Here is a 21,611-nt window from a genome sequence, read left to right on the forward strand (position 1 = left end):
CGAGCCCCTGCGGCGATCGAGCAGCGGGGTCCGGGGCAGCGCCCCGAGACCTTGGCCCCGGTGCCGGTGACGTCTAAATTCGGGTTATGGCGGAGACAAAGCGCGAGATCGAGCGAAAGTACGACGCCCCGACCGACAACTTCCGGCTGCCCGACCTGCTCAAGGTCCCAGGTGTATCGGCCGTCATCGACAAGGGCGTCGTCGAACTCGACGCCGTCTACTACGACACCGAGGACCAGCGCCTCGCCGAGGACAGGATCACCCTGCGCCACCGCAGCGGCGGCGCCGACGCGGGCTGGCACCTGAAACTGCCGGTCTCACTGAGCGAGGGCGTCCGCGACGAGGTGCAGGCCCCGCCGTCCGACACCCTGCCGCGCGCCCTCGCGGGCCTCGTACGCTCCCGGGTCCGCGGCGACGAGCTCATCCCGGTCGTCCGGCTCCGCTCGTCGCGGGACGTGTCCCACCTGACCGACGCCGACGGCTCGCTGCTCGCCGAGGTGTGCGTCGACGCCGTGCGCGCCGAGCGGGCCGACGGGGAGCGGGCCACCGCCTGGACCGAGATCGAGGTCGAACTGGCGGACGGCGCCGACCCGGCCTTCCTCGGCAAGGTCGAGAAGCGGCTGCGCAAGGCGGGCGTCGAGCGGTCCGCCTCCGCGTCGAAGCTGGCCCGCGCCCTGGAGGAGACCGGGGCCGAGCAACGTACGCATCCGGAGACGTCCGCCGGAGCCGGAGCGGAACCGGACACCCCTGACACCCCGGGCCCGGACACCGCGGGCGCCCGCGTCCTCGCCCGCCTCCGCGCCCAGCGCGACGCCCTCGTCGAGCTCGACCCCGCCGTGCGCCGCGATCTGCCGGACTCGGTGCACCAGATGCGCGTGGCCACACGCCGGATGCGCAGCGCGTTCAAGACGTACAAGAAGGTGCTCGACCCGGCCGTCACCGGGTCCGTCGGCGAGGAGCTGAAGTGGCTCGCGGCCGAGCTGGGCATCGACCGGGACCGCGAGGTGCTCACCGAGCGGCTCACCGGGCGGATCGACGCGGTGCCCAGGACGCTGCTGCTCGGCCCGGTCCGTGGCCGGCTGCGGATCTGGGCCGTCGCCCGCCGCCACGGCTCGCGCCGCCACACCGTCGCCGTACTCGACGGCAAGCGGTACATGGCCCTGCTCAACAGCCTGGACGCGCTGCTCGCAGAGCCGCCGCTGCTGCCCGCCGCCGACAAGCCCGCCGCCGAGGTCCTGGCGAAGGCCGCCCGCAAGGACAAGGCCCGCCTCGCCGCCCGCGTCGAGCACGCCCTGTCCCTGGAACCGGGCACGCGCCGCGACGTCGCGCTGCACGAAGCCCGCAAGGCCGCCAAGCGCGCCCGCTACGCCGGGGAGGCGGCGCGGCCCGTCCTCGGCAAGCAGGCGAAGAAGTTCGCCAAGCGCATGAAGGGCGTACAGAGCGTGCTCGGTGATCACCAGGACTCCGTCGTCGCCCGGGAGGCCCTGCGCCAGCTGGGGATCCAGGCGCACGGGGCGGGGGAGACCGCGTTCACGTGGGGCCTGCTGTACGGGCAGGAGCAGGCGGCCGCCGCCGACCGTGAGCGCGAGCTGCCGGGGGTCTGGGCAAGGGCGGAGAGGCGGGAGCTTTCGGCGGGTTAGGCTAGATGGTCACCCCTGTCAGCTCACGAAGGTCAACGGTTATGCCTGCCGATGCCGCCGCCTCGACGGTGGAGTCTGTCTTTCCGCAGCTCGAAGCCTTGCTGCCCCATGTGCAGAAGCCGATTCAGTACGTCGGCGGTGAGCTGAATTCCACGGTCAAGCCGTGGGAGGAGACCGACGTCCGCTGGGCGCTCATGTACCCGGACGCGTACGAGGTCGGCCTGCCCAACCAGGGCGTCATGATCCTGTACGAGGTGCTCAACGAGCGCCAGGGCGTCCTCGCCGAGCGCACGTACAGCGTGTGGCCGGACCTCGAGGAACTGATGCGCAAGCACAAGGTTCCGCAGTTCACGGTCGACTCGCACCGCCCCGTGAAGGCCTTCGACGTCTTCGGGCTCAGCTTCTCCACCGAGCTCGGCTACACGAACATGCTGACCGCGCTCGACCTGGCCGGCATCCCGCTGGAGTCCAAGGACCGCACCGTCGAGGACCCGATCGTCCTCGCGGGCGGCCACGCGGCCTTCAACCCCGAGCCGATCGCCGACTTCATCGACGCCGTGGTCATCGGCGACGGTGAGCAGGCCGTGCTCGACATGACCGAGATCATCCGCGGCTGGAAGGCCGAGGGGCGTCCGGGCGGACGCGAGGAGGTCCTCCTCCGTCTCGCGAAGACCGGGAACATCTACATCCCGGCCTTCTACGACGTCGAGTACCTGCCGGACGGCCGCATCGGCCGCGTCGTGCCGAACAAGTCGGGCGTCCCGTGGCGGGTCAGCAAGCACACCGTCATGGACCTCGACGAGTGGCCGTACCCGAAGCAGCCCCTCGTGCCGCTCGCGGAGACCGTCCACGAGCGGATGTCCGTCGAGATCTTCCGCGGCTGCACCCGCGGCTGCCGTTTCTGCCAGGCCGGCATGATCACGCGCCCCGTGCGGGAGCGAAGCATCACCGGCATCGGCGAGATGGTCGACAAGGGTCTCAAGGCGACCGGCTTCGAAGAGGTCGGCCTGCTCTCGCTGTCCTCCGCGGACCACTCCGAGATCGGTGACGTCGCGAAGGGCCTGGCGGACCGGTACGAGGAGGACAAGATCGGCCTGTCCCTCCCGTCGACCCGCGTGGACGCCTTCAACATCGACCTCGCCAACGAGCTGACGCGCAACGGCCGTCGCTCCGGCCTCACCTTCGCCCCCGAGGGCGGCAGTGAGCGCATGCGCAAGGTCATCAACAAGATGGTCTCCGAAGAGGACCTGATCCGTACGGTCGCGACCGCGTACGGCAACGGCTGGCGCCAGGTGAAGCTGTACTTCATGCTCGGCCTGCCCACCGAGACCGACGAGGACGTCCTGCAGATCGCGGACATGGCGGCCAACGTGATCGCCAAGGGCCGCGAGGTCGCGGGCAACGACATCCGCTGCACGGTGTCGATCGGCGGGTTCGTCCCGAAGCCGCACACCCCGTTCCAGTGGGCGCCGCAGCTCAGCTCCACGGAGACGGACGAGCGCCTGGCCAAGCTCCGCGACAAGATCCGCGGCGACAAGAAGTACGGCCGCTCCATCGGCTTCCGCTACCACGACGGCAAGCCCGGCATCGTCGAGGGACTGCTCTCGCGCGGTGACCGCCGCATCGGCTCCGTCATCCGCGCCGTCTACGAGGACGGCGGCCGCTTCGACGGCTGGCGCGAGTACTTCAGCTACGACCGCTGGATGGCCTGCGCCGCCAAGACGCTGCCCGCGTACGGCGTGGACGTCGACTGGTACACGACGCGTGAGCGCACGTACGAGGAGGTCCTGCCCTGGGACCACCTGGACTCCGGTCTCGACAAGGACTGGCTCTGGGAGGACTGGCAGGACTCGCTCGACGAGACCGAGGTCGACGACTGCCGCTGGACGCCGTGCTTCGACTGCGGCGTCTGCCCGGCGATGGACACGGACATCCAGATCGGCCCGACGGGCAAGAAGCTCCTGCCGCTGACCGTCGTCAAGTAGCGCGCAACCCCGAAGGGGCGGCCGGTTCTCCAACCGGCCGCCCCTTCGCGGTACTTGGGCTACTGTCCGGCGGCGAACCGCATCAGGGCGCGCTCGTCACCCTGCTTGATCTTGCCCGGCGTGTTGATGACCTCCAGCTTCCAGGAGCTGCCCACGCGCATGGCCTTGGCGACCGCGCAGCCGTTGTCGCTGGTCATCAGGCTCGGCCAGATGTCGGCGACCTGCTGCGTGCTGCCGCCCGTCGCGTCGTACACCTTGAAGCTGATGTTGCGGGCCTTCTGGAACGAACTGCCCTTCTTGTACGCGGCGGCCACGAACACGATCGACGTGATCTGCTGCGGAAGGCGCGAGAACTCGACGGTGACCGTCTCGTCGTCACCGTCGCCCTTGCCGGTCTGGTTGTCGCCGCTGTGGATGAGGGCGCCGTTGCCCATCGGGTCCAGTGAGTCGAGGCCGGCCAGGCGCACCGGATCGCCGCCCTGCATCGCGATGGCGATCAGGTCGAGGTCCGTTCCCTGCTTGCGGCGCAGCGCGCCGAGGACGCCTCCGCTGCTGCCGGCGGTGGGGTCCCAGGACACCCCGATGGACAGATGGGTCACTCCGTCCAGGTCGGCGGGGCCGTCTTCCTTCGTCAGCGTGATCATGCGTAATTCCTCCCCCTACAGGTAGAACTGCGGTTTTGCAGACTTCCCCGAAGATACGACGTGCGAATAGGGCGGGCCACGCCGGGCCGCATCCGCGAAGGCGTCGCGAGCGTCTGGAGAGACATGGACTTGGAGAAGCGCCCCCAACCGGCCCCTGAACCGGCCCCCGAAGGCTGCCTTGTTGCCGCGATCCGGCTGCCGCTGCGGATCGTGATGGTCGTCCTCGTGGTGCCCCTGCGCCTCGTGTGGGACGCGCTCGTGGCGGTCGGCCGCTTCGTGGGCAGATGGCTGCTGCTGCCGCTCGCGCGGGCGATCGGATGGGTGCTGTACGGACTCCTTGTGTGGCCGTGCCTGATGCTGTGGCGCTACGTGCTCGCGCCCGTCGGGCGCGGACTGCGGTGGCTCGGGCGGGTGTTGCTGGTCGTCCCCGCGGTGTGGCTGTACGTCCATGTCCTCGCGCCCGTCGGAAGGGCGCTGCGGGACTACGTGTTGGTGCCGATCGGTCGTGGACTCGCCTGGCTCGTACGGGTGTTGGTCGTGGTGCCGCTGCTCGCGGTGTGGCGTTACGTCCTCGTGCCGGTCGGCCGGGTGCTCGGCGTCATCGGGCGCGAGATCTGGGACGCGCTGCGGGTTGCCTGGCGGGTGGCCGGGTATGTGTCCCGTGCCGTCGGCCGGGCGCTGCGGTGGCTGATCGTGGATCCGCTGCGCTGGGTGTACCGCACCGTGCTCACCCCGGTCGGGCACGTCGTGCGCGACTACGTGCTGCGGCCCGTCGCGCGCGTCGCCGCGAGCGTCCGCGCAGCGGCCCGGCAGGCACGGACCGACGTGCGCCGGGTGCTGTTCGGGGCGGCGCCGCGGCCTGAACCGCAGGTCAGCGACCGGCGGGAACCCGGCGGCGCGCAGGGACGTAGTCTTGACAGCAGTACGACCGCACGCACGAAGAACGCATTCATTAAGGACTAGGACACTGGGCAAGCGACAGCCCGTAGGCCCGCCGCCCGCACCCGCGGTGCAGCGCATCCGACTGCGCTACACCAAGCGCGGCCGCCTCCGGTTCACCAGCCACCGTGACTTCCAGCGCGCCTTCGAGCGTGCGCTGCGCCGCGCCGAGGTACCCATGGCGTACTCGGCGGGGTTCACGCCGCACCCGAAGGTGTCCTACGCCAATGCCGCACCCACCGGCACGGGCAGTGAGGCCGAGTACCTGGAGATCGCGCTCACCGCGCCGCGCGACCCCGAGAAGCTCAGGGCTCTCCTCGACGAGTCGATGCCCACGGGCCTCGACATCGTGGACGCCGTCGAGGCCCGCACCTCGGGCCTCGCCGACCGGCTCACCGCCTCCGTGTGGGAGCTGCGGCTCGACGGCGTGAGCGTCGAGGAGGCCGCGCGCGCCGCGGAGGCGTTCCGCGCCGCCGAGACCGTCGAGGTACAGAGGAAGACAAAGAGCGGGATCCGGACGTTCGACGCCCGTGAGGCCGTCGTCAGTCTGGACGCGCTCGAGGTCTCCGACGTTTCGGCTGGTCCGGCTGATAGGCCCAGCGAGTCGGCCTGTGCGATACTGCGGCTGGTTGTTCGGCACGTGACGCCTGCCGTACGACCCGACGACGTCCTGTCCGGTCTTCGCGCCGTGGCCGACCTGGCGCCGCCGGTCCCCGCAGCGGTGACCAGGCTGGCGCAGGGGCTTTTCGACGCAGAGACAGGCACGGTGACCGACCCGCTCGCGCTCGACCGCGAGGCAGACCGGGCCGCCCCACAAAAGGCGGCCGCAGGAACTGCCACCGCGACGGCGCCTGCCGTGGAAGGTCCCGCGTAAGGCGGTCGTCGTAGCGCCGCCCTTGTACTCGGGAGCCATCTGGGTCGGGCAGCGCACCCACCCCAAGGACTTTCGCCAGGCCGTACGTACATCGCGTACCGGAACCGGCGAGAACAGACAGAGAGCCTCCGTGCGGCGCCCGCGCCCCGGACCGGCGGCACCGCGCTCGACATGATGCGCGTGAGCCGCAGACGTCACCGGTCACGGATCAGGCGCGGCGCCCGGAGGCCCGACGGGAGATCCACCCGCATGCCCGAGACCGAAGCCACCAACCCTCAGCTGGACAGCCCCAGCGACACCCTGCCCCCGCGCCGTCGGCGCCGGGCCGCGTCGCGCCCCGCGGGCCCGCCGGTAGCGGCGACCGCAGGCACCGAGGACGCCGCAGTGGCCATACCGGCCACTGCCACCCAGACTCCGGCCGCCGCCGAGGCGCCCGTCGAGACCCCCGAGACTTCCGCGACCGAGGCCCCGGCGCCCGCCGGCCGCCCGCGCCGCCGCGCGACCCGACGCGCCTCCGCGCCCACCGGTGCACCCGCCGAGCAGGCAGAGACGACGACCGTGGTGGCGGAGCCCGCCGAGCCCGTTGCCGAGCCGGAGCCGGCCGCCGCCGAGGAGCCCGCGGCCCCGCGCCGCAGCCGTCGCCGCGCCACCCGCACCGTGTCGACCCCGGACGCCCCGGCCGCCTCCACCGAGGAGCCGCAGGCCGAGGCCGCCGCTGAGCCCGCCGCCGAGCCGGAGCCGGTCGCCGACGAGGGTTCCGGCCCGCGTCGCAGCCGTCGCCGTGCCACTCGTGGCGCCTCCGCGCCCAGCGCGCCCGCCGGTCCGCCCGAGATCTCCGATGCCATCGCCGCCGAGACGACGGAGGCCGAGACCGTGGAGACCCCGGAGTCCGCTGGGAACACCGAGAACGCCGAGAACGCCGAGGACGAGTCGCCGCGCCGCCGGCGCCGCGCCACCCGTAAGGCCGCCGGTGGTTTCGCCGAGCCGAAGGCCACCAGGGCCACCAAGGCTGCGAAGTCCGCCAAGTCCGGATCGAAGCCGGCGCGGGCCGGCCGGGACGAGCAGGCCGACGAGACGCGCCCGAAGCGCGCCTCCGTCGCCACGTTCCAGGCCCCGGTCTTCACCGAGCCGATGTTCCAGACGCCGGAGCGCGCCGCCGCCGCTGCCGCGGCCGAGGCCGCCGTCGAGCAGCAGCCCGAGCCCGAGCCCGAGCCCGCGCCCACGTCCGCGCCCGAGCCCACGCCGGCCGCCGCCGTCGTCGAGGAGGAGCAGGGGCCGCGCCGTCGTCGCCGCCGTCGCGCCTCCGACGAGCAGCCCGCCGCGGCCGAGGCCGCCAAGGACGCCGAGGTCACCGAGCCCGAGCCCGAGACCGAGCCCGAGGTCCAGGACCAGCGGGCCGAGGAGAACGACGAGCAGGACGAGCACGGGGACCGCCCGGCCCGCCGCCGTCGCCGGGGTGGCCGTCGCCGTCGCCGCGGCGAGTCCGGCGACATCGACAACGACGCCGAGAACGACAACGAGTCCGACGACGACGTCGAGCCGGCCGCCGAGGAGTCCGACGACGACCGGTCCGAGTCCGACGAGCAGCGCGACGACTCCGCCGGTTCCGGCGGTTCGAGCAGCAGCCGTCGCCGCCGTCGCCGTCGCCGTCGCGCCGGTGACAACGGCTCCGACGGCGAGCAGCCGACCGACGACCCGGAGCGCACGGTCGTCAAGGTCCGCGAGCCGCGCAAGAAGGAAGAGAAGGCCGAGCGGTCGACGTCCTCGGACGAGGTGCAGTCCATCAAGGGCTCCACGCGTCTGGAGGCCAAGAAGCAGCGCCGCCGCGAGGGCCGGGAGCAGGGGCGCCGCCGCGTCCCGATCATCACCGAGGCCGAGTTCCTGGCGCGCCGCGAGGCCGTCGAGCGCGTCATGGTGGTCCGCCAGCACGGCGAGCGCACCCAGATCGGCGTGCTCGAGGACGACATCCTCGTCGAGCACTACGTCAACAAGGAGCAGTCGACCTCCTACGTCGGCAACGTGTACCTGGGCAAGGTCCAGAACGTGCTGCCGTCGATGGAGGCCGCCTTCATCGACATCGGCAAGGGCCGCAACGCCGTCCTGTACGCCGGTGAGGTCAACTTCGAGGCGCTCGGGATGGCCCACGGGCCGCGCCGCATCGAGACCGCCCTCAAGTCCGGCCAGTCCGTGCTCGTGCAGGTCACCAAGGACCCGATCGGCCACAAGGGCGCCCGCCTGACCAGCCAGGTCTCGCTGCCCGGCCGCTACCTGGTCTACGTGCCCGAGGGCTCGATGACCGGCATCAGCCGCAAGCTGCCCGACACCGAGCGCGCGCGCCTGAAGACCATCCTCAAGAAGATCGTCCCCGAGGACGCGGGCGTCATCGTGCGCACCGCCGCCGAGGGCGCGAGCGAGGACGAGCTGCGCCGCGACGTCGAGCGTCTGCAGGAGCAGTGGGAGGACATCCAGAAGAAGTCCAAGCAGATCTCGACGTCGTCGCCGAGCCTGCTGTACGGCGAGCCGGACATGACCGTCCGCGTCGTGCGCGACATCTTCAACGAGGACTTCTCCAAGGTCATCGTCAGCGGTGACGAGGCGTGGGACACCATCCACGGCTACGTCAACCACGTGGCGCCCGACCTGTCGGACCGGCTGTCCAAGTGGACGTCCGAGGTCGACGTCTTCGCGACGTACCGGATCGACGAGCAGCTCGCCAAGGCGCTCGACCGCAAGGTGTGGCTGCCGTCCGGCGGCTCCCTGGTGATCGACAAGACCGAGGCGATGATCGTCGTCGACGTCAACACCGGTAAGTTCACCGGCCAGGGCGGCAACCTCGAAGAGACCGTGACGAGGAACAACCTCGAAGCGGCCGAGGAGATCGTCCGCCAGCTGCGGCTGCGCGACCTGGGCGGCATCGTCGTCATCGACTTCATCGACATGGTCCTGGAGTCCAACCGGGACCTGGTGCTGCGGCGCCTGCTCGAATGCCTGGGCAGGGACCGTACGAAGCACCAGGTCGCCGAGGTCACCTCGCTCGGCCTGGTCCAGATGACCCGTAAGCGCGTCGGCCAGGGCCTCCTGGAGTCCTTCTCCGAGACCTGCGTGCACTGCAACGGCCGCGGCGTCATCGTGCACATGGAGCAGCCCGCAGCCAATGGCGGCGGTGGCAAGCGCAAGAAGCGCGGCCGCGGCGGCAACGGCGCGGACCACCAGCACGAGACGCACGAGGCTCCGGCCGCGGAGCAGTCCGAGCCCGAGAGCGAGGCCGAGGTCGCCGCGGAGGCGGCCGCCCCGGCGGCGCTGCCCGAGCCGGAGTTCGTTGCGGACGAGGAGCTGTACTCCAGCGCCGCGGAGGCCGAGGCCGCCGCGGGTCGTGGCCGCTCGCGTCGCCGCGCCACGCGCAAGGCGTCGGCCCCGGCCGGTGCCCCGCAGGCGGAGGCGGCCGAGAAGCCGGCGAGGTCCGGCAGGAAGTCGAGGGCCGAGCGGGCCGCGAAGCTGGAGGAGCGGAAGGCCGCTGAGGCCGAGGCTCCGGCGCCCGAGCCGGTCGTCGAGGAGCCGAAGGCCGCCGAGCCGGCCCCGGTCCCCGCGCCCGAGCCCGTGCAGGACGAGGCCCCCGCGCCCCGTCAGCGCCGCCGTGCCACGCGCAAGGCGTCCGCTCCCGCCGGTTCCCCGAAGGCCTCCTCGGAGGAGGCCGCTGCGGTGACCGTCACGGAGCCGGTCAAGGCCGAGCCCGTGGAGGAGCCGAAGGCCGTCGAGCCCGAGGCGCCGAAGGCCGAGGTGACCGAGGCCGCGGCCCCGGCCCGCCCGCGCCGTCGCGCCGTCCGCAAGGCGACCGCCCCGACCACCACCACTGAGGACACGGCCGTCGTGGTCGTCTCTTCGGCCTCGGACGAGGCCGCCGAGGCGCCCGCGCCGGAGGAGGCCGAGGAGGCGCCCGCCGCCAAGAAGGCCGCCCGTAAGACGGCCAAGAAGGCGACGGCGAAGAAGGCCGCCACCAAGAAGACGGCCGCGCCCAAGACGGCTGCCGCCAAGACGGCCGCGACCGACGAAGCCGCGACCGACGAGGCCGCCCCCAAGACGGCTGCCAAGAAGACGGCCGCCAAGAAGGCGACGGCTGCCAAGAAGGCGACCACGGCCAAGAAGGCGACGGCGGCGAAGAAGACCACCGCCAAGAAGACGACGGCCAAGAAGACGACCGCGAAGAAGACCGCGGCGGCCGAGCAGCAGTCGCTGCCGTCCGTCTCGGCCGCGGCCGACTAGGGCCTGTCCGGCGGGTCAGGCCGAATTGGGTGGCCTTGACCCGCCGGTGCCGGTGAGCAGGACCTGGTGCGTGCAGCTGCAAGGCGGAGGATTGAGGCATCGCGGAGCGATGGTGATTGACGACAACGCCGCAGATGTGCGTGCCAGGCCCTGCGTCCCTCGGCATGACCCGCCGGACAGGCCCTAGGGCGTTTCTGATGGCTCTTGGACGGTGTCGCGGAGCCAGATGACGACTGCTGCGACGGCCAGGGTGCCGTTGAAGATGTAGTCGCGCTTGTCGTAACGGCTGGCGACCGCACGGAACTGCTTCCACTTGCTGACGCACCGTTCGGCGGCACTGCGGCGGCGGTACTGGCCTGTGTCGAAGGCCGGAGGCCGGCCGCCGGCCCGGCCCCGCCGCAGACGGTTGCTGCGTTGGTCCTCGGGTTGGGCGATGGTCACCTTGATGTGCCGTCCGCGCAGGTAGGCGCGGGTGTCGCGGCTGGAGTAGGCCTTGTCTCCGCGGAGCCGGTCCGGGCGGGTGCGGGGCCGCCCCGGCCCGCGCCGGGCGATCCGCAGGCACTCCAGTACCGGGACGAGCATGGGGTTGTCGCCCCGCTGGCCGGGCGAGGTCTGCCAGACCAGCGGGCGGGCCCGGTCATCGGCCAGGAAATGGACCTTGCTGGTCAGTCCGCCCCGGGAACGTCCCAGTGCCTCGCGTCCATCGGCCTCCACACGCGCCCCGCCCCCTTTTGCGGGAAGTCACCCGGCGGCCGGTGCCGGGCCCCGGCCGCATGCTGATGAGCCCGGCAGGACGTGGAGTCGATGTTCACCGCCCACTCGGCCTCCTTCGCCGCCGTGCGGGCCAGGGCACCGTCCGGGTCGCTCGCGGCGGCCTCGATCTGCAGCTCTGTCAGGATCCGCTGCCAGGTTCCGTCGGCCGACCAGCGGCGATGGCGCTCATAGACGGTCTGCCACGGCCCGTACCGCTCGGGCAGATCCGGCCACGGCACCCCGGTACGGGCCCGGAACAGTACGCCGTTGATGACTCGGCGGTGATCCGCCCACTGCCCACCCGGGGCACCGTTTCCCGGCAACAGCGACTCGATCTTCTGCCACTGCGCGTCCGTCAGTTCATGGCGTCGCACCATACGACCCGCATGCCCAGCACCCGCACTGATCCACCCACCCAGCAAGAGCCATCAGAAACGACCTAGGGCCTGAGGCTCCGCCTGGACCGAGTGACGACGCCCCGCACAGCGCTGCTGTGCGGGGCGTCGCCGTATGTACGGGCAAGTCGGTCATTGCCGTGGTTTTCGGCGACGTGGGCGACGTGAGAGGTCTCGAAGAGCGCTCGATTCGCCCCCTGCCTCTTGGTGCGCGGCCAACTGCCTGTAAAAATCATGCAGTCATACAGGTGAAGGACATGGGTGGGCGTTGGGGAGACGCGTACTCGTGTCAGGGGAGGGAATGCGATGGCGCACGTGCGTCTCAGAGGCACGGGCAGACACCGTGCCGTGAAGCCGGTCAAGGCCGGACGGCAGATGGTGGCCCTGGCCACCGTGCTCTCGGCGGCGGGAGTGCAGGCGGGGGTCGCCGCGGGAACCGCGCAGGCGGACGAGGCCAGGACCTGGACCGAGGGGCCGATCTTCAACGATCCGCTGGGCACCGCCCAGGAGCAGTACGCCATCCGCACCAGGCTCGTCGAGCTGACGGACGCGGCGCTGCCGGGCTCGACCATCAAGGTCGCCGTGTACCACGTGTGGGAGCAGACGATCGTCGACGCTCTGAAGCGCGCCAGGGACCGCGGCGTACGCGTACAGATCCTGCTCGACTCGACGAGCAAGACGGACCGGCCGGACAACACGGTGTACTCGCAGCTGGTCGCGCTGTTCGGCACCAGCCGCGCCAACCCGTCCTTCGTGTCGCTGTGCCCCACGAACAAGTCCTGCCTCGGCGACCCGAAGTTCGGGAAGTCGATCATGCACAACAAGTTCTGGCTGTTCTCGGCCGTCGAGGGCGCCACGAACGTCGTCGTGCAGACCACGGCGAACTCCACGCCGTCCGCGAGCACGAGGTTCTTCAACGACGCGCTCCAGCTGCCCAACAACCCGGTCCTGTACGGCGCGTACGCGGACTATTTCGACGACATGGTCGTCAAGGACTGGGCGAACTGGGACTACCGCACGGTCAGCAACGGCCACTACAAGGCGTACTTCTTCCCGCGGGCCGGCACCACGAACTCCACGGACACGCTGCACTCGGTGCTCAACAACGTCTCGTGCACCTACAAGGACGCGGCGACCGGCGCCACGAAGAAGACGATCGTGCGCGCTGCGGTCTTCCAGATCACCCGGCAGGCCATCGCCGACAAGCTGGTCTCGCTGAAGAAGGCGGGCTGCACGGTCCAGATCGAGTACGCGACGTCCGACAGCGGCACCTGGAAGTCGATGCACACCACCGGCGCCCCGCCGCTGCGCTGCTACAACGACAACCGGGACCCGCTGAACCCCGGCGGTGCGAAGCTCGGGACGCCGTTCATCATCCACACCAAGTACGTGGCGATCGACGGCATGTACGACGGCGCGCGCAACAAGATCACGTTCACCGGCTCGCAGAACGCCTCGAACCCGGCGCTGCGCGAGAACGACGAGGCGTACGTCAAGATCGACGACGACTCCGTGCACGACACGTACGTGCAGCACTTCAACAAGGTGTGGGGCGTCGCGTACCCGGGGGCCTCGGACAACACGAACCTGTGCAAGGGCGTCAAGGTGCTCCCGCAGGACGGTGAGGTCAAGACCACGTGAGCCCGTCGGTCAGGGGCCGGTTTGCCCTTCTGTGGGGCGCCCCGTAACCTTGACCGTCGGCGTGTCCATCGATGCGCCTTACTCCCGTAAACCTTTTTCCTCCCGGAGTTCCTCGTGAAATCCGGGAGAGGCTGCCTCGTGCGGCTGGACTGCGGGCGTTCCGTTCCGAGCGAAAGAGAGATCCGCGTGTACGCCATCGTGCGCAGCGGTGGTCGTCAGCACAAGGTTGCTGTCGACGACATCGTTGAGATTGACAAGCTTCCCACCGCCAAGGTTGGCGACACCGTAGAGCTCTCTACGCTGCTCGTTGTCGACGGCGACGCCGTGACCAGCGACCCGTGGGTGCTGGCCGGCATCAAGGTCCAGGCCGAGGTCGTGGACCACCACAAGGGCGCGAAGATCGACATCCTTCGCTACAAGAACAAGACCGGCTACCGCCGTCGCCAGGGTCACCGCCAGCAGTACACGGCGATCAAGGTCACCGGTATCCCCACGGCTGCGAAGTAAGGGACTGAGACAAGATGGCACACAAGAAGGGCGCATCGTCCACTCGGAACGGGCGCGATTCCAATGCTCAGCGGCTCGGCGTGAAGCGCTTCGGCGGTCAGGCCGTCAACGCCGGTGAGATCCTGGTCCGCCAGCGCGGCACCCACTTCCACCCGGGCAACGGCGTCGGCCGCGGCAAGGACGACACCCTGTTCGCGCTGGACGCCGGTGCGGTGGAGTTCGGTACTCACCGTGGCCGCAAGGTCGTGAACATCGTCCCGGTCGTCTGAAACGCCTGAGGGCTTTCTGACCTGGATTTTTTCGCGAGGCGGACCTCACTTCCCCATCGGGGAAGCGGGTCCGCCTTTCGCGTGTTGAAGTAGAGACATTTCCGTACGTTTCTGGAGGCACTGAACCATGACCACCTTCGTGGACCGCGTCGAACTTCATGTCGCCGCGGGTAGCGGGGGCCACGGCTGTGCCTCCGTTCACCGGGAGAAGTTCAAGCCGCTCGGCGGCCCGGACGGTGGCAACGGCGGCCGTGGCGGTGACGTGATCCTGGTCGTCGACCAGGACGTCACGACGCTGCTCGACTACCACCACTCGCCGCACCGCAAGGCCACCAACGGTGCGCCCGGCGCGGGCGACAACCGCTCCGGCAAGGACGGCCAGGACCTGGTCCTGCCGGTGCCGGACGGCACGGTCGTCCTCGACAAGCAGGGCAATGTGCTCGCCGACCTCGTCGGCCAGGGCACCACGTACATCGCCGCACAGGGCGGTCGCGGCGGCCTCGGCAACGCGGCGCTCGCCTCGGCCCGCCGGAAGGCGCCCGGCTTCGCGCTGCTCGGTGTGCCGGGCGACGAGGGCGACGTCCAGCTGGAGCTGAAGACCGTCGCGGACGTGGCGCTCGTCGGCTACCCGAGCGCCGGCAAGTCCTCGCTGATCTCGGTGCTCTCCGCCGCCAAGCCGAAGATCGCGGACTACCCGTTCACGACGCTGGTCCCGAACCTCGGCGTGGTGACGGCCGGCTCGACCGTCTACACGATCGCCGACGTCCCGGGCCTCATCCCCGGCGCCAGCCAGGGCAAGGGCCTCGGCCTGGAGTTCCTGCGGCACGTGGAGCGCTGCAGCGTCCTCGTGCACATCCTCGACACGGCGACGCTCGAGTCCGACCGCGACCCGGTCTCCGACCTCGACATCATCGAGGCGGAGCTCAAGGAGTACGGCGCGGGTCTGGAGAACAGGCCGCGCCTCGTCGTCCTCAACAAGATCGACGTGCCCGACGGCCAGGACCTCGCCGACATGGTCCGCCCGGACCTGGAGGAGCGCGGCTACCGCGTCTTCGAGGTCTCCGCCGTCGCCCACAAGGGCCTCAAGGAGCTGTCGTACGCGCTCGCCGAGCTGGTGGCCGAGGGGCGTGCCGCCAAGCCGAAGGACGAGGCGACCCGGGTCGTCATCCGGCCGAAGGCCGTGGACGACGCGGGCTTCACCGTCAAGCGCGAGGACGCCGACGGCGAGCCGCTGTTCCGCGTCCGCGGCGAGAAGCCGGAGCGCTGGGTGCGGCAGACCGACTTCAACAACGACGAGGCCGTCGGCTACCTCGCCGACCGGCTCAGCCGTCTCGGTGTCGAGGACGAGCTGATGAAGGCGGGCGCCAGGCACGGTGACGGCGTCGCGATCGGTCCCGAGGACAACGCGGTCGTCTTCGACTGGGAGCCGACGATGATGGCGGGCGCCGAGATGCTCGGGCGGCGTGGCGAGGACCACCGTATGGAGGCGCCCCGGCCGGCGGCGCAGCGTCGCCGTGACCGGCAGGCGGAGCGGGACGACTCCCAGCAGGAGTACGACGACTTCGAGCCGTTTTAGTCTTTAGTCTTTGGCCTCTGGCGACCGGGACGTTTGGCCTCCGGGGACCGGGGCGTCCGGGCTCCGGGGACCGGGACGTTTGGCCTCCGGTGACCGGGGCGTCCGGGCTCCGGCGACCGGGACGTTAGGCCTCCGGCGACCGGGACATCTGGGCGGGCCGCACCGAAGGGTGCGGTCCGCTTTGTTGTTGGGGTGGGGGTGGGCTGGGGCCTGGTCCGGGTCCAGGTCCGGGGTCGGAGCCAGTGGTGGTGGGTGCATGGCACCGGGGTCCTGGGGCTTTGCCGGGGTGGTTGCCCCTGCGCTCGTCGCGCGGCGCCGGTCTCTCTCCGGCTGCGCCGTTGCCCGGTCATCTCCTACCCTCCCGCCCCTCGCAGGGGTCGGGGCGGAGCCCCGAGGCGTAGGGGACGGGGGCGGCGCACACGCGGAAGGGCCCGGGAGACGTCTCCCGGGCCCCTCCGCACGCGCGCCGCAAAGGCGTTACGCCGTCACCGTGTCCTCCGGCTCCGACTCGGTCGCCGCCTCCGCGGCCTCCGCCTCGGCCGCAGCCTCCTCGACGGAGTCCTCACGGGTCGGCGGTACCTCGTCCTCGCCACGTGCCGCCATCCGCGCACGCCGCTCGTCGGCCTTGGCGCACAGGGCGCGTACGGCGACGTTGAAGCGGTCGATGGACGGCGGGTCCGAGGGGCCGAGGAGGTGCTCCTTCAGGGCCGCGCGGGCCTCGGCGTGGGCGTCCTCCGCCTCGCCGCGGACGACCGCGAGCAGCTCGGGGACCTCCGTGGCCTCGGGCGCGAGGACCGTCGCGGCACGCACGGTCGGGAAACCGGTGCGGAACTCGTCCTCCGTGAGGCCGGACGTGTTGGCCACCGCGTACGGCTTCTCGCTGCTCAGCCAGTCGGAGACGACCGAGGAGACGTCGGAGATGAGGACGTCGGCCGCGTTGAAGCAGGTGAAGATCGCGGGCCGCGCCTGGGTGATGATCAGGTGCTCCCACTCGGGGAACGACGCCCAGTACGCCTCCTCCCACGCCTCGGTCGCCTCGGCCACCGCCGCCGCCCGGTCCCCGTCGGGCCGGCCCTGGAGCATCATCCGCTCCTGCTCGTCCGTGCCCTTGCGGAACTTGGTGGAGGTCAGCTCGTTCAGCGCCTCGGCGCGGCGCTCGAGCTCGACGGCGGCCTCGGGGCCGGGACGCGCGCCGGAGCGGCGGGTGTTGGCCTCCTCGATCATCGCCATGATGCGCTTGTTGGCCTCACCAGCGGCGGGGACCTGCGAACCGGTCATCGGGTGCGGCTTGTAGATCAGCCGGACCTTGGGGTCGGCGAGCAGGTGCCGCACGATGTTCTCGCCGGCCAGGATGACGGACGTGTTGCCCGGGTTGCCGTCCCAACCTTCCCAGGTGGGGGCGTACAGGACCGTCGTGTACTCGCCTGTCGCCGGGCCGTCCGCGAGCTTGATGGGCGCCAGCTGCGGGCGGCCCACCTCGACGACGTCCCGGTCGTCGACGCCGACGTCGGCGAGCTGGTAGCGGTCGCGCGCCGCGGGACCGGCCACCCACACCTCGTCGTACGCCTTCGCGTACGGGTTGCAGGACGAGAGCTTGTCGGACTCGCCGTGGTTGGTGAACGCGTGCTTGATCGTGGGGATGCGCAGGACCTGCGAGGTCTTCGCGGCGTTCGCCGGGTGCAGCAGCATCTTCAGCGTCGAGTTCTCCAGGGAGAACATCGTGGCGACCTTCGGGAAGCAGATGATCGGCACATCGGTGGCGTCGATCTTGTTCACCATGAAGCGCTCGCGCAGCACGATCAGCGGCTTGCCGTCGACCGCGGCGAGCGTGGAGAGCCACATGTTCGCCTGGTACGCGGAGGTGGTGCCGCCGGAGAAGTACATGCCGACGGTCGGCCGGTAATCGGCCAGCCACTTGTCGAGCCACTCCATGACCTTGGCGTCGCTCACCGGACGCTTCTTCGGCAGCAGCCACGTACCGAGGAAGACCGTGCCGAAGAGGAACAGGGCGATCGAGACGCCGATGCCGATGACGCCCCACACGGCGTTGGTCGTCGCCGCGGTGATCACCAGGCCGATGGTGGACGGGATCGCGAAGGTCAGCAGGCGGTGGGCCGCGCGCCGGGCGAGCAGGCGCGGCGGCGACGCGCACAGGTTCAGCGCGGACGCGTCGATGTTGCGCGTGACGATCGGCAGCGTGCGGGAGCGGCGCACCAGGACCGCGGCCGCCTGGCAGGCGAAGTGCAGCAGGTACATCGCGAGCACCATGACCAGCAGCGGAGCCTGCTCGTCGAGCGGGTTGATACCGCTGATGCGCAGCAGACCGACGAAGATCAGCATGTCGCGCAGCAGTTGCCGCACCGTGACGTCGAAGCGGATCTTGCCGAGCAGCGAGAGCAGCCCCGGCTGCTTGTACTGCAGGTAGGTGTCTAGAGCGAGTCCGGCCGCGCTCGCGGCGACGAAGACGGGAACATACGGAACGAGCGCGCTGACGAGCTGGGCCACATAGAGCGCGAACATCGTGAACAGCGCAGAAAGCTGCACGAGGCGGCGCGAGGCACGTCCGGCGGAGGGCACGGGCTGGGCTCCTGGCAGGGGGTCTCGGAGGGTGGGGGGACCGTGGGGGAGGTCCACCTCGCGGAATGCTGACCACTGACCGTATGACTTTCAGTGGCCCCCTAGCAATCCTCCAGGCCTGTAAGCAGGGGAAACAAGGGCAAATGGCGTGAAAGGACAGGGACCAACTCCCTCTCTTGGTTACCCGGCGTCCACGGCCCTGTCCGTACCTCGAAACCCAAGAGCGGTCGAAGGGGCAGGTCACGTACATTGCCAGGCATGTCAGGGGCTACAACTGGGGCAGCGTCGGGGACGTCACGGCAGGGCGTGGCGGATGCCCGCCGGATCGTCGTCAAGGTCGGATCGTCGTCACTCACCACGGCGGCGGGGGGCCTGGACGCCGACCGCGTCGACGCGCTCGTCGACGTCCTGGCGAAGCAGCGCGGAGGCGGGGAGAAGGAGATCGTCCTCGTCTCCTCCGGCGCCATCGCCGCGGGACTCGCCCCACTGGGCCTGACCCGCCGCCCCAAGGACCTCGCCCGCCAGCAGGCCGCGGCGAGCGTCGGACAGGGCCTCCTGGTCGCCCGCTACACCGCTTCCTTCGCGCGCTACGGAGTCCGCGTCGGCCAGGTCCTCCTGACCAGCGACGACATGGCCCGCCGCGCCCACCACCGCAACGCCTCGCGCACCCTCGACCAGCTCCTGGCGATGGGCGCCCTCCCGATCGTCAACGAGAACGACACGGTGGCCACGGACGAGATCCGCTTCGGCGACAACGACCGGCTCGCGGCCCTCGTCGCCCACCTCGTCCACGCCGACCTGCTGGTGCTGCTCTCCGACATCGACGGCCTCTACGACGGCGACCCCGCGAAGCCCGGCAGCTCCCGCATCGCCGAGGTGCGCGGCCCCGCCGACATAGCGCACGTCAAGATCGGCTCCGCCGGGAAGGCGGGCGTCGGCACCGGCGGCATGGTCACCAAGGTCGAGGCCGCCTCGATCGCCGCGGCCGCCGGCATCCCGGTGGTCCTCACCTCTGCCTCGTACGCCGCCGACGCCCTCGCGGCCCGCGACACCGGCACGTACTTCCACCGCACCGGCCGTCGCAGCGCCGACCGCCTGCTGTGGCTGCAGCACGCCTCGACGCCGCAGGGTGCGATCACCCTCGACGACGGTGCCGTACGGGCCGTGGTCGAGGGGCGCAAGTCGCTGTTGCCCGCCGGGATCGCGGCCGTGGAGGGCGAGTTCGGCGCGGGCGACCCGGTCGAGCTGCGCGACGAGCGCGGGCGCGCGGTCGCCCGTGGGCTCGTCAACTTCGACGCCAAGGAGATCCCGCAGCTGATCGGCCGCTCCACGCGTGAGCTGGCCCGCGACCTCGGTCCCGCCTATGAGCGGGAAGTCGTACACAGGGACGACTTGGTCATCCTCCAGGCTTGAAACGGGCCGCGCGCCTTCGAAACCCCCTGTGTGAAAGGCCGAAAGCCTGCCACCCGTGGGGGACCTTCCCCAAAACCGCCCCAAGAAGCTCCGTGTCCTGCTCAACTCTTGAGGCAGGGAGTTCATCCGGGGAAGGTCCGCACGACCATTGCGCAAAGGAGGCCGTCGTGAGACGAGCGCGCCCGGGGGTCGCGTCCAAGGGGCCCCGAGGGTCGGCGGAGCGGGCGCTGACGAGCGTGGCCGCGGGAGACGCGTACGACGAGGAGACCGCGGGGGAGGCCGCCGAGGGGAGGGCCGAGGAGGGCCCCCGCCTGTGGCACGTCACGCTCAGCGTCTCCGGTGCGGAGGCGCCGCTCGCGGAGGTGCGCCGCGGCCTCGAACAGCTCGCGCACGACCACCCCTTCCTGCTGACGAGCCGCTACGCGGTGGACCACGCGGAGATCCGCTACTGGGAAGAGGCCCGCGACCTGCACGACGCGGCGGCGGTGGCCCTGCGCCTGTGGGGCGAACACCGCCGCACGTCGCAGCTCCCGCCCTGGGAAATCGTCGGCCTGGAGGTCATCGACCGCCAGACCTACCACCAACGCATCGCCGAGGGCTACGGCCCCTTGCCGGCCACTCCCGTCGGCGTCCACCCCTTCTGACCAAGGGGCGCGGGGAACTGCGCGCGTAAGCACAGGTGACCCTCACGAGGCGGAAACCCCCACCCCTGTGGCCCAGGCCGTTTTCGGCCACGTCTCACCCCCCGAAACACCCCCTGGACCGCCCCCCGGCCCCCGATATCCTGCGGAGCATGACGCTGCCGCTCACCCCGTACGACTCGATGACCCCGGTCACCCAGACCGCGTACCGCGCGAGGTCCGCCGCCCACGATCTCGCCTCGCTGCCGCGCGCGGAAAAGGACGACGCCCTCGGTGCGATGGCCGACGCACTGGAAGTGCGTACGGCGGAAATCATCGAGGCCAACGCCAAGGACATCGCGCGCGCCCGGGAGGCCGGCACCTCCGAGGCCATCGTCGACCGCCTCACGCTCACCGCGGAGCGGATCCGCGCCATCGCCTCCGATGTGCGCGACGTCATCGCCCTGCCCGACCCGATCGGCACGGTCGTGCGCGGCAACACCCTCCCGAACGGCATCGACCTGCGCCAGGTCCGCGTCCCGCTCGGCGTCGTCGGCATCATCTACGAGGCCCGCCCGAACGTCACGGTCGACGCCGCCGCCCTCTGCCTCAAGTCGGGCAACGCGGTACTCCTGCGCGGCAGTTCATCGGCGTACGAGTCGAACACCGCGCTTGTGCGCGTACTGCGCGACGCCGTCGGTGGTGCAGGACTGCCCGCCGACGCGATCCAGCTCGTGCCCGGCGAGAGCCGTGACTCGGTGACCGAGCTGATGCGGGCCCGCGGCCTCGTCGACGTGCTGATCCCGCGCGGCGGTGCCTCGCTCATCAAGAACGTCGTCGAGAACTCGACCGTCCCCGTGATCGAGACCGGCACCGGCAACTGCCACGTCTACGTGGACGCCGACGCCGACCTCGACATGGCGGTCGACATCCTCGTCAACTCCAAGGCGCACCGCGTCTCCGTGTGCAACGCGGCCGAGACGCTCCTCGTCCACCAGGACATCGCCGACGCGTTCGTGCCGCGCGCCCTCGACGCGCTCGCCGAGGCGGGCGTCACCGTGCACGCGGACCCGCGGATCCTCGCGTACGCCCCGCAGTCGAAGGCTGAGGTCGTCGAGGCGACTCCGGACGACTGGGAGACCGAGTACCTCTCGTACGACATCGCCGCCGCGGTCGTCGACGACATGGAGCGGGCCGTCGAGCACATCCGCCTGTGGTCCTCGGGTCACACCGAGGCCATCGTCACGACCTCGCAGGCGGCCGCCCGCCGCTTCACGCAGCTCGTCGACTCCACGACCGTCGCCGTGAACGCCTCGACGCGGTTCACCGACGGCGGCCAGTTCGGCTTCGGCGCAGAGATCGGCATCTCCACGCAGAAGCTGCACGCCCGCGGACCCATGGGGCTGCCGGAGCTGACGAGCACGAAGTACATCGTCACGGGCGACGGTCACACCCGCTGACATCCGCCGACGCGCACGGTCGCATGTGGTGAATTCCCTTACCGTCTGCCCAAATTGA

At 70.8% G+C, this 21,611-nt stretch carries 15 protein-coding genes; 12 read left to right on the forward strand and 3 right to left on the reverse strand.

All coding sequences use genetic code 11. The annotated features are described in order from the left end of the window. The first annotated feature begins 86 nt into the window (after positions 1–86). Positions 87–1,640, forward strand: coding sequence for a CYTH and CHAD domain-containing protein (locus OG746_RS28095; RefSeq protein WP_266719682.1), 1,554 nt, complete (start codon positions 87–89; stop codon positions 1,638–1,640). A gap of 41 nt (positions 1,641–1,681) precedes the next feature. Next, positions 1,682–3,625, forward strand: coding sequence for a TIGR03960 family B12-binding radical SAM protein (locus OG746_RS28100; protein ID WP_266719684.1), 1,944 nt, complete (start codon positions 1,682–1,684; stop codon positions 3,623–3,625). 59 nt (positions 3,626–3,684) lie between these two features. Here OG746_RS28100 and OG746_RS28105 read toward each other — a convergent pair whose 3' ends face one another. Then, positions 3,685–4,269: a TerD family protein gene (locus tag OG746_RS28105; RefSeq protein WP_266719686.1), complete on the reverse strand. Its 585-nt coding sequence runs from the start codon at positions 4,267–4,269 to the stop codon at positions 3,685–3,687. A 123-nt stretch (positions 4,270–4,392) separates the two neighbouring features. Between OG746_RS28105 and OG746_RS28110 the strand changes: the two genes are divergently transcribed. The 3 genes from OG746_RS28110 to OG746_RS28120 all read left to right on the forward strand — a co-directional run bounded on the left by OG746_RS28110 (position 4,393) and on the right by OG746_RS28120 (position 10,342). Beyond that, positions 4,393–5,232: a hypothetical protein gene (locus tag OG746_RS28110; protein WP_266719688.1), complete on the forward strand. Its 840-nt coding sequence runs from the start codon at positions 4,393–4,395 to the stop codon at positions 5,230–5,232. 46 nt (positions 5,233–5,278) lie between these two features. Further along, positions 5,279–6,082, forward strand: a complete 804-nt coding sequence (locus tag OG746_RS28115; RefSeq protein ID WP_266719690.1) for a TIGR03936 family radical SAM-associated protein — start codon at positions 5,279–5,281, stop codon at positions 6,080–6,082. 249 nt (positions 6,083–6,331) lie between these two features. After that, positions 6,332–10,342 carry an Rne/Rng family ribonuclease gene (locus OG746_RS28120; protein ID WP_266719692.1) on the forward strand — a complete coding sequence of 1,337 codons (4,011 nt, stop codon included), beginning with the start codon at positions 6,332–6,334 and terminating at the stop codon, positions 10,340–10,342. Positions 10,343–10,525: 183 nt separating this feature from the next. Here the strand turns inward: OG746_RS28120 and OG746_RS28125 are convergent. Beyond that, positions 10,526–11,472 (reverse strand): IS5 family transposase gene (locus tag OG746_RS28125; RefSeq protein ID WP_443063169.1). Its coding sequence is split into 2 segments (ribosomal slippage): positions 10,526–11,073 and positions 11,073–11,472, totalling 948 coding nucleotides; the frame shifts between segments, so codons are not numbered across the junction. Positions 11,473–11,796: 324 nt separating this feature from the next. Here OG746_RS28125 and OG746_RS28130 point away from each other — a divergent pair. The 4 genes from OG746_RS28130 to obgE all read left to right on the forward strand — a co-directional run bounded on the left by OG746_RS28130 (position 11,797) and on the right by obgE (position 15,483). After that, positions 11,797–13,131, forward strand: a complete 1,335-nt coding sequence (locus OG746_RS28130; RefSeq protein WP_266719693.1) for a phospholipase D-like domain-containing protein — start codon at positions 11,797–11,799, stop codon at positions 13,129–13,131. A 186-nt stretch (positions 13,132–13,317) separates the two neighbouring features. After that, complete coding sequence (gene rplU, locus OG746_RS28135; protein ID WP_266719694.1) at positions 13,318–13,638, forward strand: 50S ribosomal protein L21; 321 nt, start codon at positions 13,318–13,320, stop codon at positions 13,636–13,638. A gap of 14 nt (positions 13,639–13,652) precedes the next feature. Continuing rightward, on the forward strand, positions 13,653–13,907 hold the full coding sequence (gene rpmA / locus OG746_RS28140) for a 50S ribosomal protein L27 (protein WP_266719696.1): 255 nt from the start codon (positions 13,653–13,655) through the stop codon (positions 13,905–13,907). Positions 13,908–14,034: 127 nt separating this feature from the next. Next, positions 14,035–15,483 carry a GTPase ObgE gene (gene obgE, locus OG746_RS28145; RefSeq protein ID WP_266719698.1) on the forward strand — a complete coding sequence of 483 codons (1,449 nt, stop codon included), beginning with the start codon at positions 14,035–14,037 and terminating at the stop codon, positions 15,481–15,483. A 477-nt stretch (positions 15,484–15,960) separates the two neighbouring features. Here obgE and OG746_RS28150 read toward each other — a convergent pair whose 3' ends face one another. Beyond that, positions 15,961–18,060, reverse strand: a complete 2,100-nt coding sequence (locus tag OG746_RS28150) for a hypothetical protein (protein ID WP_266719700.1) — start codon at positions 18,058–18,060, stop codon at positions 15,961–15,963. A 306-nt stretch (positions 18,061–18,366) separates the two neighbouring features. Between OG746_RS28150 and proB the strand changes: the two genes are divergently transcribed. The 3 genes from proB (at position 18,367) to OG746_RS28165 (ending at position 21,553) form a co-directional block, all read left to right on the forward strand. Continuing rightward, positions 18,367–19,473: a glutamate 5-kinase gene (gene proB / locus OG746_RS28155; protein ID WP_266719702.1), complete on the forward strand. Its 1,107-nt coding sequence runs from the start codon at positions 18,367–18,369 to the stop codon at positions 19,471–19,473. A gap of 167 nt (positions 19,474–19,640) precedes the next feature. Further along, positions 19,641–20,117, forward strand: a complete 477-nt coding sequence (locus OG746_RS28160) for a DUF8830 family protein (protein ID WP_266719704.1) — start codon at positions 19,641–19,643, stop codon at positions 20,115–20,117. Positions 20,118–20,266: 149 nt separating this feature from the next. Continuing rightward, positions 20,267–21,553 (forward strand): glutamate-5-semialdehyde dehydrogenase, encoded by a 1,287-nt coding sequence (locus tag OG746_RS28165; RefSeq protein ID WP_266719706.1) that lies wholly within the window; start codon positions 20,267–20,269, stop codon positions 21,551–21,553. The last annotated feature ends 58 nt before the right edge of the window (positions 21,554–21,611 follow it).

The sequence above is a fragment of the Streptomyces sp. NBC_01016 genome, from assembly GCF_026341035.1.
Classification (GTDB): domain Bacteria; phylum Actinomycetota; class Actinomycetes; order Streptomycetales; family Streptomycetaceae; genus Streptomyces.